Origin of the sequence: Cupriavidus sp. a3 (assembly GCF_051015765.1) — a bacterium.
Taxonomy (GTDB): domain Bacteria; phylum Pseudomonadota; class Gammaproteobacteria; order Burkholderiales; family Burkholderiaceae; genus Cupriavidus; species Cupriavidus oxalaticus_A.
In genome coordinates this window covers 3,386,380-3,398,047 of the sequence record NZ_CP170643.1, presented here as the reverse complement: position 1 = coordinate 3,398,047, position 11,668 = coordinate 3,386,380, and the positions used below count along the sequence as shown (strand labels likewise).

Sequence of the window (11,668 nt, the reverse complement as noted above, 5' to 3'; positions counted from 1 at the left end):
GTGCTGCGCCAGTGGTCAGTCGAGCGAGATCTTGGCGGCCGCGGCCACGCGCTTGTTCTTGGCCACTTCGCTCCTGATCTGCGCGGCGAAGTGAGCCGGGGTGTCGCCCACCGGGGTCGCGCCCAGCTTTTCCAGCTTGGCCTTGACTTCCGGCGTTGCCAGCACCTTGACGGCGGCGGCATGCAGCTTGTTCTGGATGTCGGCCGGCAGGTTGGCCGGCGCGATCAGGCCGAACCACGCGGCGTCGTTGACCTCGCCCAGGCCCAGCTCGGCGAAGGTCGGCACGTTCGGCAGCGCCGCCACGCGCTTGGGCGCGGCCACGGCCAGCGCGCGCAGCTTGCCGCCTTCGATGAACGGCAGCGACGACGGCAGGTTGTCGAACAGCACCTGCACCTGGCCGGCCAGCGCGTCGTTCAGCGCCGGGCCCACGCCCTTGTACGGCACGTGCAGCAGTTCGGTCTTGCTGCTCATCTTGAACAGTTCCCCCATCATGTGCGAGACGCTGCCGTTGCCGGCCGAGCCATAGGCCAGCTTGTTCGGCTGCGATTGCGCCAGCGCGATGAAGGACTTCATGTCGGTGGCCTTGACCGCCGGGTTGATGCTCATCACGTTCGGCACCGAGGCCAGGTTGGTGATGGTGGTGAAGTCCTTGGTTGCATCGTAGGACAGGCGCGGGTAGACCGCAGGGTTGATGCCGTGGGTCGAGGCCGTGGCAATGCCCAGCGTGTAGCCGTCGGGCGCCGCCTTCGACAGGAAGGTGGTGCCGATGCTGCCGCCGGCGCCGCCGCGGTTGTCGACCACCACGGCCTGGCCCAGTTGCTGGCCGAGCTTGTCGGCAACGATGCGCGCGACGATATCGGTGGTGCCGCCGGCGGGGAAGGGCACGACCAGCGTGATCGGCTTGGTCGGGTAGCCGGACTGGGCGGCGGCGCTGAACGACAGGCCGGTGGCGAGGGCGGCCGAGGTGGCGGCCAGGACGCGGAGGAGGTGGCGACGTTGCATGATGTGTGGGGAAAGGTATCGAGAAAGAGACAAAGGCGTTTTCACGATTCTGCTCGTCCAGGCAGGACCCTCGCAAACGAAATAAAATCCCTAGCTCATTCCATTTGGTCGTGAAGTAGAGGTGAATTATGCGACGCATGTGTCCGTCGCTGACCGAGTTGCAGGCCTTCGAGGCCGCGGCCCGGCACAACAGTTTCACCGTCGCCGCACGCGAACTGCATGTGACGCAGGGGGCGGTCAGCAAGCAGGTGCGCAGCCTGGAGGCTTACCTTGGCGTGGAGCTGTTCGAGCGCGTGCGTCAGCGCCTGGTGCTGACCACGGCGGGAGAGCGCTACCTGGAGCGCATCGGGCCAAGCCTCAACGAACTGGAGGCCGCCACCGTCGAACTGATGGCGCGCCAGGGCCGCGGCGGCGTGTTGCATATCGCAAGCATGCCGACATTGGGCGCGAAGTGGCTGATCCCGCGCCTGCCGCAGTTCTTTGCGCGGCATCCGGAGGTAACGCTGGAATTCGTGCCGCATGCGCAGGGCTACGATTTTTCCGAGCCGGATCTGGATGCGGCGATCCGCTTCGGCGATGGCGTCTGGCCAGGCAGCCTGGCTGACTACATGACCGGACGCGAAGTGCTACCGGTATGCCGGCCGGGCCTGCTGGCACAGGAACCGCACGGCGTCGCGCGCACGCCGGCCGCCTTGCTGCACTATCCGCTGCTGCACCACACCACCGTGCCCGAGGCCTGGCCCGACTGGTTCGCCACGCTCGGCGTAACCACGCGGCAGGCGTGGAGCGGCGCGCGTTTCGACCAGTTCTCGTTGCTGACGCAGGCCGCGCTGTCGGGGCTGGGCATTGCGCTGATCCCGCGCTGCCTGATCGAACAGGAACTCGCCAGCGGGGCGCTGGTGGTCGCGCATCCGGCGCAGGTGCTGGCAAAGAAAGGCTATTACCTGTGCTATCCGGAGCAGAAACAGCACCTGCCGGCGCTGCAGATTTTCCGCAAGTGGGTGATGGAGGGTGCAGATGTGCCGGCCGCCGGATCACGGGCCGCCTCGTCCGGGCAAGCGGGTCCGGCGCGCTAGGCTTGCGTTGCAGTCAGGTTACGCAGTTGCTCCAGCAGCCTGACTGCCGGCGCTGGCAGGATGCCGTGCCGGCGCCGGTAGACGGTCAGCCGGCGCGGCGCGCTGGCGCCGGGTATCGGCAGCGGGTGGATCAGCCCGGCCTTCTGCTCGGCCTGGTACATCGGCTCGGCAATCCAGCTGAGGAAGCCGGCGCGCGCGACCAGGCTCTTGAGCGCGATGATCGAGCGCGTTTCGGCAACGATCTCGGGCGGCGCCAGTTCATGCCGCGCGAACAGACGCAGCAGTTCCTCGAACGGCGCGGTGCCGCGCGGCGGCATCACCCAGTGGCAGCCCCGCGTATCGGCCAGCTTCAGGCCGCGCTTGCCCATCAGCGGATGGCCGGTTGCGGCCACCACGTAGCTGGTATCGCTCCAGCCAACATCGCTGACGGCGCAGATCTCGTCGTTTTCCGGCAGGGCAATGCCGATGGCCAGGTCGATCTCGCGCTTGGCCAGCGCATCGGCGAGGAAATCGCCCACTCCTTCGATGATGCGCAGCCGCAGATTGGGCCAGCGCGCCAGCACGGCCTCGATGGCCTGCGGCAGCACGCCGCTGACCACGCTGGCGACGGCGCCGACACGGATGGTGCCGCTGGCCAGCCCGCGCAGCGCGCGGACGGCCTCGATGGCGTGGTCGGCTTCGTGGCGCAGCAGGGTGGCGTGGGGCAGCAGCGCCTCGCCGTAGGCGGTCAGCACCATGCCGGTGGAATAGCGTTCGAACAGCGGGGCACCCAGTTGGGCTTCCAGCCGCTGGATGGTACGGCTTAGCGCCGGCTGGGTCAGGTTCAGGTGGGCCGCGGCGCGCCCCAGGCTGCGGTGCTCGCAGACAGCAAGGAAGGCCTGGATTTGGCGCAGATCGAGGGTCATGCAGAATGGTAATGACTTTGCCCGGAATTGGCAATTTTCAGGCAAGGGCAGCGTGTCCATACTGTGGCGCAAGTCAACCCATCCCAGCCCTAGGAACCGACCGCCATGGCGCCTATCGCCCCTTCCAGCCCACCCCAGCTGCCTGTCACTGTCCGCGGCGCCGTCCTGGACCTGCTCCGGGCCTTTGGCATGACTTCGGTGTTCGGCAATCCCGGCTCGACCGAACTGCCGCTATTCCTGGATTTCCCTGCTGATTTCCGTTACGTGCTGGGCCTGCAGGAGTCGGTCGTGGTCGGCATGGCCGACGGCTACGCCCAGGCCACGCGCAACGCCGCCTTCGTCAACCTGCACTCGGCCGCCGGCGTCGGGCATGCCATGGGCAGCATCTTCACTGCCTTCAAGAACCGCACGCCGCTGGTGATCACTGCCGGCCAGCAGGCGCGCTCGATCCTGCCGTACGAACCGTTCCTCTATTCGGCGCAGGCAACGGAGCTGCCCAAGCCATACGTGAAGTGGAGCTGCGAGCCGGCACGCGCCGAAGACGTGCCGCTGGCGATTGCGCGCGGCTACTACATCGCCATGCAGCCGCCGCGCGGGCCGGTGCTGATCTCCATTCCGGCCGATGACTGGGCCCGTCCCTGCGAGCCGGTACTGCCGCGCACGGTCAGCACCGAGATCGGGGCCCAGCCCGCGCTGCTCGCGCAGATCGGCGACGCGCTCGACGCCAGCCGCCGTCCCGCTTTGGTGGTCGGCGCGGCCGTCGATCGTGACGGCGCCTGGGATGACGTCGTGCGGCTGGCCGAGCGGCACCAGGCTTCGGTGTGGGTCGCGCCGATGTCAGGGCGCTGCGGCTTTCCCGAAGACCATCCGCTGTTTGCCGGATTCCTGCCGGCCATGCGCGAGAAGATCGTCGCGCTGCTGGCCGGGCATGACCTGATCTTTGCCGTGGGCGCACCCGCGTTCACCTATCACGTGGAGGGCTTCGGCCCGCACGTGCCGCCGGGCGCGCAGCTGGTCCAGCTGACCGAGGACGCCAGTGCCGCAGCCTGGGCACCGGCGGGCACGAGCGCGGTCGGCAGCATCCGCCAGGGTGTGGCCGGCCTGCTGGCCCGTCCCGCCCCGCCGCGCCGCGAAGCCCCGCCGCCAAGGCAGCCCGCGCCGCGCGCGCAGCCGGGCGCGCCGATGAGCGTGGCCTACGTGCTGCAGACCCTGGCCGAGCTGCGCGATCCGGAGTCGATCATCGTCGAGGAAGCGCCGAGCGCGCGCCCGGTGATGCATCGCTACCTGCCGATCGTGCGCAGCGAGACCTTCTACACGATGTGCAGCGGCGGCCTGGGCTTCGGGCTGCCGGCGGCTGTTGGCGTGGCATTGGGCAAGCCAGGGCGCAAGGTGATCGGCCTGGTCGGCGACGGGTCCAGCATGTACGCGATCCAGGCGTTGTGGAGCGCCGCGCAGCTGAAACTGCCGATCACGTTCATCGTGCTGAACAACCGCCGCTACGCGGCGCTGCAGGAATTCGCGCCCACCTTCGGCTTCGGCCACGGCGATCCGCTGGTGGGCACGGCTCTGCCCGACCTCGATTTCGTGGCGCTCGCGCGCGGCCATGGCTGCGAGGCGGTGCGGATCCGCACCGCGTCAGCGCTGCCCGATGCGCTGGCCACGGCGCTGCAATCCAGCGTGCCGACCGTGGTCGAGATCGAGGTGGCCTAGCCGCTTTCCCTTTCCATGCCGCGCCGGCATGCCAGAACAACAGAGGAGACAGACCATGCAGACCATCACCATGCTGATCGGCGGCGAGCGTACGCCGGCCGCCAGCGGCGCAACCTTCGAGCGCCGCAACCCGCTGGACCAGAGCGTCGCCACGCGCGCCCCGGCCGCCGGCAAGGCGGATGCGCTGGCCGCCGTGGCGGCAGCGGCCGATGCCTTCCCGGCGTGGCGCGATACGGGCCCGGGCGATCGCCGGGCGCTGCTGATGCGCGCCGCGCAGTCGCTGGAAAGCAAGGGGGCGGCGATCGCGGCGGCGATGGCGGCGGAGACCGGCGCCTCGGCCCAGTGGGCCGGCTTCAACGTGCATCTGGGCGTCGGCATGCTGCAGGAGGCGGCCGCCCTGACCACGCACATTCATGGCGACGTGATTCCGTCTGACGTGCCGGGCAGCGTTGCCATGGCGGTGCGGCAGGGCGCGGGCGTGGTGCTTGGCATCGCGCCCTGGAACGCGCCGGTCATCCTCGGCGTGCGTGCGGTGGCGACCGCGCTTGCCTGCGGCAACACCGTGGTGCTCAAGGGCTCGGAGATCTGCCCGGCAACGCATGGCCTGATCATCGATGCGCTCGCGCAAGCTGGCTTTCCGCCGGGCGTGGTCAACTTCATCACCAATGCGCCGGCCGACGCCGCCGAGGTGGTGGAGGCCATGGTGGCCCATCCGGCGGTACGGCGCGTCAACTTCACGGGTTCGACGCGCGTGGGCCGGCTGATTGCGCAGGCCTGCGCGCGCCACCTGAAGCCGGCGGTGCTCGAACTGGGCGGCAAGGCGCCGCTGGTGGTGCTCGATGATGCCGACCTCGATGCCGCGGTCGACGCCGCCATCTTCGGCGCCTTCGCCAACTCCGGGCAGATCTGCATGTCCACCGAGCGCATCGTGGTCGATGCCGCCGTGGCCGATGAATTCGTGACATGGTTTGCCGCGCGTGCCGCCGCGCTGCCGCTTGCCGATCCGCGCTCGGGGCCGGCGGTGCTGGGCTCGGTGGTGGACATGAGCACGGTCGAGCGCTGCAACGCCATGATCGACGATGCGCTGGCAAAGGGCGCGAAGCTCGCCTGCGGCGGCAAGGCCACGGATACGCTGATGGCCGCGACCGTGCTCGATCATGTCACGCCGGAGATGGACATCTACCACGAGGAATCGTTTGGGCCGGTCAAGGCGGTCGTGCGCGTCAGTGGCGTGGAAGCGGCCATCGCCTGCGCCAATGATTCGGAGTACGGGCTTTCCGCTGCCGTGTTCGGGCGCGACATCGCGCGCGCCATGCAAGTCGCGCGGCGCATCGAGTCGGGCATCTGCCATGTCAACGGGCCCACCGTGCATGACGAAGCCCAGATGCCGTTCGGCGGTGTCAAGTCCAGCGGCTATGGCCGCTTTGGCGGCAAGGCCGGCATCGAGGCCTTTACCGAACTGCGCTGGATCACGATGCAGACCACGCCGAGGCAGTATCCGTTCTGAGCAGGACGGCCGGTGGTGGCCGGTGGTGGCCGGTGGCGGCCACTGGCCGCCCGCACATAACGAGAACATTCAGGAGACAAAGCATATGCGATTCCCTTCCCGCATTGCGCGCCCCATTGCCGTGGCAATGTGCGCGCTGGGCCTGGCCGGCAGCGCGGCTGCACAAGGCAATGCCACGCCGTGGCCCGTGAAGCCGATCCGGCTGGTGGTGAACTTCCCGGCCGGCGGCGCGGCCGACACGCTGGCCCGCGGCATTTCACCGACCCTGTCCGAAGCGCTCAAACGCCCCGTGGTGGTGGATAACCGGCCCGGCGCGAACGGCATCGTCGGCGGCGATGCCGTGGCCAAGGCACAGCCGGATGGATACACCTTCCTGCTGACCTCCGGCGGTGCGGTGGCGATCGATCCCTTCCTCTACAAGAAGATGCCCTACGACCCGCTCAGGGACCTGACGCCCGTGGCATCCGTGGCGCTGGTGCGGGTCTACCTGCTGGTGCATCCCTCGCTGCCGGTCAAGACGCTGGGCGAGTTCGTCAGCTACGTGCGCGAGCATCCGGGCAAGCTCAGCTACGGCTCGGCCGGGAACGGCAGCACGCCGCATATCGCGGCGGAAATGTTCAAGCGGTCGGGTGGGCTCGATGCCGTGCACGTGCCGTACAAGGGCGCGGCGCCGGCTTTGGGCGACCTGCTCGCGGGGCAGGTCCAGTTCATGTTCGACCCGGGGCCGGGGCTGCAATACGTTGCCAGCGGCAAGCTGCGCCTGCTCGCGGTGGCCAGCGCCCGGCGCGCACCGCAGTTCCCCGATGTGCCCACGCTGGCCGAAGCCGGCCTGCGGGATGTGGACGGCGATTCGACCTTCGGGGTCTATGCGCCTGCAGGCACGCCGCCGGCCATCCTGGAACGCATGAACCGCGAGATCAACCAGGCACTGTCCGCTGCGCCGCTACAGGAAAGCGTCAGGAAGCTGGGCGGCACGGCGGAGCCGATGAGCATCCGCGCGTACGGTGAGCGGCAGATCGCCGACCGGGCGCGCTATGGCAGGTTCATCCGGCAGGCAGGGATCACGGTGGACTGACTCGCCGCAGCCAAGGCGGGCGCCGCTGCGCGGCTCAGCGCTCGACGCCGGCAACTCCAACCAGGGCGGCCGGCTGTTCGGGCGCCAGGCCATGGTGTCAATGCCGGCCCGAGCCCGGCCGGCACCAACTGCGCCGGGGAGAACCCGGCCGACAAGAAGGCCTGCCGCGAGTGGTCTGCGCTGCTGCAGTACGAAAGCGGCGGGTGATGCCGCGCAAGGGAACAGGCCGATCGTCCCTAACGCGGCATTCACTCACTCACTTCGACAGCACCTTCATCGCCGATTCCAGCCCCGCCAGCGTGACCGGGTACATGCGCCCCTTCATCAGCTGGTTGATCACCGTGATCGACTGGCGGTACTGCCACAGGCCTTCGGGCTCGGGGTTGAGCCAGACGAAGTGTGGGAACTGCTCGGTCATGCGGTTCAGCCACACCGCGCCGGCCTCGGCGTTGTTGTATTCGACCGAGCCGCCGGGCTGCAGGATCTCGTACGGGCTCATGGTCGCGTCGCCGACGAAGATGATCTTGTAGTCGGACGTGTACTTGTGCAGCAGGTCCCACGTGGCCAGTTTCTCGGCGTGGCGGCGGCGGTTGTTCTTCCACACGTAGTCGTACAGGCAGTTGTGGAAGTAGTAGTACTCCAGGTGCTTGAACTCGGTCTTGGTGGCCGAGAACAGTTCTTCCACGCGCTTGATGTGGTCGTCCATCGAGCCGCCCACGTCCATCAGCATCAGCACCTTGACCTTGTTGTGGCGCTCGGGCCGCAGCTTGATGTCGAGCAGGCCGGCATTGGCCGCGGTCGAGTGGATAGTGTCGTCCAGGTCCAGCTCGGTGTCGGCCCCGTCGCGCGCAAAACGGCGCAGGCGGCGCAGCGCCACCTTGATGTTGCGCGTGCCCAGTTCGACCTGGTCGTCGTAGTCCTTGTAGGTGCGCGCTTCCCACACCTTGATCGCGGTGCGGTTGCCCTTGCTCGGGCCGCCGATGCGGATGCCTTCGGGGTTGTAGCCGCCGTGCCCGAACGGCGAGGTGCCGCCGGTGCCGATCCACTTGTTGCCGCCCTCGTGCTTTTCCTTCTGCTCCTCGAGCAGTTGCTTGAGGCGCTCCATCAGCTTGTCGAGGCCGCCCATGGCCTCGATCTTGGCCTTTTCCTCGGCCGACAGCTCGCGCTCCAGCGTCTTCTGCAGCCAGTCGAGCGGGATGTCGGACTTCCAGTCAACCAGGCTTTCCACACCCTTGAAGTAGGCGGCAAAGGCCTGGTCGAACTTGTCGAAGTGCTTCTCGTCCTTGACCAGCGTCATGCGCGACAGGTAGTAGAACTCGTCGATCGAGGGCGTGATGACCTGCGCCTTGAGCGCTTCCAGCATGGTCAGGTATTCCTTGACCGAGACCGGCAGCTTGGCGTGGCGCAGCGAGAAGAAGAAGTCGATCAGCATGATGCCTTGCTCAGGTGATAGGCGGCCGCTTCAGCGCGGACGGTCAAGCTGGAATTGCAGGTGTTGACGCACCGTCGGCCATTCGCTGGCGATGATCGAAAACACCACGGTATCGCGCAACGAGCCGTCCTGCATGCGCTGGTGGTTGCGCAGCACGCCGTCCTGCTTGGCGCCGAGGCGCGCAATCGCGGCGCGGCTCTGCTGGTTCATCCAGTGCGTGCGGAATTCAACGGCGATGCAGTCGAGCTGGTCGAAGGCATGGCCGAGCAGCATCAGCTTGCACTCGGTGTTCAGCGGCGTGCGCTGGACCCGGCGCGCGTACCAGGTCGAGCCGATCTCCACGCGCCGGTTGGCCGCGTCGATATTCATGTAAGTGGTCATGCCCGCCAGTTCGCCCGCGGCGTCGCGCACCGCGAACGGCAGCATCGAGCCCTGCTCCTGCAGGCCCAGGCGCCGCACGATCTCGGCTTCCATGCGCTCGGGCGCGGGCACGCTGGTGTACCAGAGCTTGTACAGCTCGCCGTCGGCGCAGGCGGCGCGCAGGCCGTCGGCATGCTCGGGTCGCAGCGGCTCCAGCGTGGCGTGCTTGCCGGCCAGGGTCACGGGTTTGGCAAAAGCGGTCATGACAGAATGCTCGCTCAGCGGTTGGCGCGGTTCATGAACACCAGGCGCTCGAACAGGTGCACGTCCTGCTCGTTCTTCAGCAGCGCGCCGTGCAGCGGCGGGATCGCGGCCTTCTTGTCGGGGCTCTTCAGCGCATCGGGCGGGATGTCCTCGGACATCAGCAGCTTGAGCCAGTCGATCAGCTCGGAGGTGGACGGTTTCTTCTTCAGGCCCGGCAGGTTGCGCATCTCGTAGAACGATTCCAGCGCGGCGGCGACCAGCTCGCGCTTGATGCCGGGGTAGTGCACGTCGACGATCTGCTGCATGGTGTCGGCGTCCGGGAACCTGATGTAGTGGAAGAAGCAGCGGCGCAGGAAGGCGTCGGGCAGTTCCTTCTCGTTGTTCGAGGTGATGATCACCAGCGGACGGTGCTTCGCCTTGACCAGTTCGCGCGTCTCGTAGACGTAGAACTCCATGCGGTCGAGTTCGCGCAGCAGGTCGTTGGGGAATTCGATGTCGGCCTTGTCGATCTCGTCGATCAGCAGCACCACTTGCTGGTCGGCCTCGAAGGCCTGCCACAGCACGCCCTTGACGATGTAGTTGCGGATGTCGTGCACGCGGTCGTCGCCGAGCTGCGAGTCGCGCAGGCGCGAGACCGCGTCGTATTCGTACAGGCCCTGCTGCGCCTTGGTGGTCGACTTGATATGCCACTGCAGCAGCGGCATGCCGAGCGCGGCGGCCACTTCCTCGGCCAGCATGGTCTTGCCGGTGCCGGGCTCGCCCTTGATCAGCAGCGGGCGCTGCAGCGTGCGCGCGGCGTTGACGGCCAGCTTGAGGTCGTCGGTGGCGACATACTGGTCACTGCCCTCGAAACGGGCCTGCTGGGCGGAAGAAGCTTGGGCGGAAGCGTTGGCGGTGTTTGACATGAGGCAACCTGGAGGTGACGGCCCTGTCTTGGTCGGTTCGGGCCGGGTTGGCGTGTTTGGCGCAGTCTCTTCGCGCTGTCACGCGCGCTTTCATTATGGGCGGTATGGTTCGTCCGGGCCTGCCATCGAGCGTCTGCGAACGGTCGTGCGCTTTCCCGGAGTGGGCCAGTATAAAAGACCTTTGTGGTTCGTGTTGGGCGGGCCTGACAGGCGGCCTGCAACGAGGGGCGGTTGCTGGACTGCCAGGTGCCGCCTGCTGTACAATGCGCCGGTTTGACGCGCCCCCACGTCCAGTTCTCCAGTATCCGGCAGTCCGCGCTCAGAAGTCCCAGCGGCCCGCCCGGGTCGCGGCGATTGCGCGAGGTGGTTCCAGAATGTGTTCCACATCACGGCAATGATCCCGGATGCCGAATGTCTGGGCGGGTCTGGCGGGTTGCAACTCTTGCAACCCCACCGACAAGCCAGGCTTTCCCCCAGAAGCATTCTGAAACCGTCTCCGCCCGGCAGGGCAGGTCACGCACGGTTTAATTTCCAATCCGCAAAGACAATGAAAAAGCTCCTCACGATGGTGGTGCTGGGCGCGGCTGCAATGGGCGCGCAGGCACAGGAAGTCAAGGGCAATGGAGACGCTGCCAAGGACAAGGTTGCAATGTGCATCGGATGCCACGGCATTCCGGGCTACCGTGCGTCATTCCCCGAGATCTATGAAGTGCCGATGCTGGGCGGCCAGAGCGCCAAGTACATCGAAAACGCGCTGAAGGCGTACCAGAAGGGCGAGCGCAAGCACCCGACCATGCGCAGCATCGCGGCCACGCTGACCGAGCAGGAAATCGCCGACGTGGCGGCCTACTACTCGCAGCAGAAGCCGAATACCCAGAACAACGCCCTGAAGTAAGAGACCCATCATGAAGACGCTCAAGACGCTTTCGATCGCGCTCGGCGCACTCGTGCTGGGTGCCGCCGCACTGCCGGCTTCGGCCGCCGACCTCGCCAACGGCAAGGCGCTGGTGCAAAAGGGTGCCTGCGTGGCCTGCCACGGCGAGGGCCTGAACAAGCCGATCTCGCCCGACTATCCCAAGCTGGCCGGCCAGCATGCCGACTACCTGTACCACGCGATGGCGTCGTACCAGGTGTCGGGCAACGCGCTGGTGGGCCGCTCCAATGCGATCATGGCCGGCCAGGTCAACGCCAATCCGGCCGTGACCGGCAAGGATGGCAAGCCGCGTCCGTTCACGCGCAAGGAGTTGAAGGATATCGCTGCGTATATCGAGTCGCTGCCGGGCGACCTGGTGCTTAAGAAGTAAGCCATAGCGGCGACCGTCGCGCCGTTGCAGAGGAAAAGGCCGCCTTGGACAGGTAATGCCGTTCAGTTAAGGTCCTTTCTGAGGAACCGGACGGTGTAGCGCTTAGGCAGGGCTTTGACTTCACGGGG

The 11,668-nt window shown here is 67.2% G+C and carries 11 protein-coding genes; 6 read left to right on the top strand and 5 right to left on the bottom strand.

Annotated features, from left to right (window positions below; genetic code table 11):
- Positions 1-15 precede the first annotated feature (15 nt).
- A complete protein-coding gene (locus tag ACAD63_RS16310; RefSeq protein WP_133097667.1) occupies positions 16-1,002 on the bottom strand; it encodes a Bug family tripartite tricarboxylate transporter substrate binding protein in 987 nt (328 codons plus the stop codon).
- A gap of 128 nt (positions 1,003-1,130) precedes the next feature.
- Here ACAD63_RS16310 and ACAD63_RS16305 point away from each other — a divergent pair, with 128 nt between their 5' ends.
- Positions 1,131-2,078 (top strand): LysR family transcriptional regulator, encoded by a 948-nt coding sequence (locus ACAD63_RS16305; RefSeq protein ID WP_133097668.1) that lies wholly within the window; start codon positions 1,131-1,133, stop codon positions 2,076-2,078.
- On the opposite strand, the gene ACAD63_RS16300 is transcribed toward ACAD63_RS16305, so the two are convergent.
- The gene (locus ACAD63_RS16300; protein ID WP_240745942.1) at positions 2,075-2,983 is read right to left on the bottom strand and encodes a LysR family transcriptional regulator; all 909 of its coding nucleotides are present in this window, start codon (positions 2,981-2,983) and stop codon (positions 2,075-2,077) included. The two genes, ACAD63_RS16305 and ACAD63_RS16300, sit on opposite strands and share 4 nt — an antisense overlap.
- Before the next feature lie 105 nt (positions 2,984-3,088).
- On the opposite strand from ACAD63_RS16300, the gene mdlC reads away from it, so the two are divergent.
- The 3 genes from mdlC (at position 3,089) to ACAD63_RS16285 (ending at position 7,275) form a co-directional block, all read left to right on the top strand.
- A complete protein-coding gene (gene mdlC, locus ACAD63_RS16295; RefSeq protein ID WP_135704908.1) occupies positions 3,089-4,693 on the top strand; it encodes a benzoylformate decarboxylase in 1,605 nt (534 codons plus the stop codon).
- Between the two features lie 55 nt (positions 4,694-4,748).
- On the top strand, positions 4,749-6,200 hold the full coding sequence (locus ACAD63_RS16290) for an aldehyde dehydrogenase (RefSeq protein WP_195428094.1): 1,452 nt from the start codon (positions 4,749-4,751) through the stop codon (positions 6,198-6,200).
- A gap of 85 nt (positions 6,201-6,285) precedes the next feature.
- A complete protein-coding gene (locus ACAD63_RS16285) occupies positions 6,286-7,275 on the top strand; it encodes a Bug family tripartite tricarboxylate transporter substrate binding protein (RefSeq protein ID WP_133097672.1) in 990 nt (329 codons plus the stop codon).
- A gap of 256 nt (positions 7,276-7,531) precedes the next feature.
- Here ACAD63_RS16285 and ACAD63_RS16280 read toward each other — a convergent pair whose 3' ends face one another.
- From ACAD63_RS16280 to ACAD63_RS16270, 3 genes are read right to left on the bottom strand one after another with little or no spacing between them, the layout of a single operon-like run.
- Positions 7,532-8,707: a vWA domain-containing protein gene (locus tag ACAD63_RS16280; protein ID WP_135704911.1), complete on the bottom strand. Its 1,176-nt coding sequence runs from the start codon at positions 8,705-8,707 to the stop codon at positions 7,532-7,534.
- Between the two features lie 30 nt (positions 8,708-8,737).
- Complete coding sequence (locus ACAD63_RS16275) at positions 8,738-9,331, bottom strand: GNAT family N-acetyltransferase (protein ID WP_133097674.1); 594 nt, start codon at positions 9,329-9,331, stop codon at positions 8,738-8,740.
- A 14-nt stretch (positions 9,332-9,345) separates the two neighbouring features.
- The gene (locus ACAD63_RS16270; protein WP_133097675.1) at positions 9,346-10,236 is read right to left on the bottom strand and encodes an AAA family ATPase; all 891 of its coding nucleotides are present in this window, start codon (positions 10,234-10,236) and stop codon (positions 9,346-9,348) included.
- A gap of 547 nt (positions 10,237-10,783) precedes the next feature.
- On the opposite strand from ACAD63_RS16270, the gene ACAD63_RS16265 reads away from it, so the two are divergent.
- Complete coding sequence (locus ACAD63_RS16265; protein WP_133097676.1) at positions 10,784-11,131, top strand: c-type cytochrome; 348 nt, start codon at positions 10,784-10,786, stop codon at positions 11,129-11,131.
- Between the two features lie 10 nt (positions 11,132-11,141).
- Positions 11,142-11,540 carry a c-type cytochrome gene (locus ACAD63_RS16260; protein WP_135704912.1) on the top strand — a complete coding sequence of 133 codons (399 nt, stop codon included), beginning with the start codon at positions 11,142-11,144 and terminating at the stop codon, positions 11,538-11,540.
- Positions 11,541-11,668 lie beyond the last annotated feature (128 nt).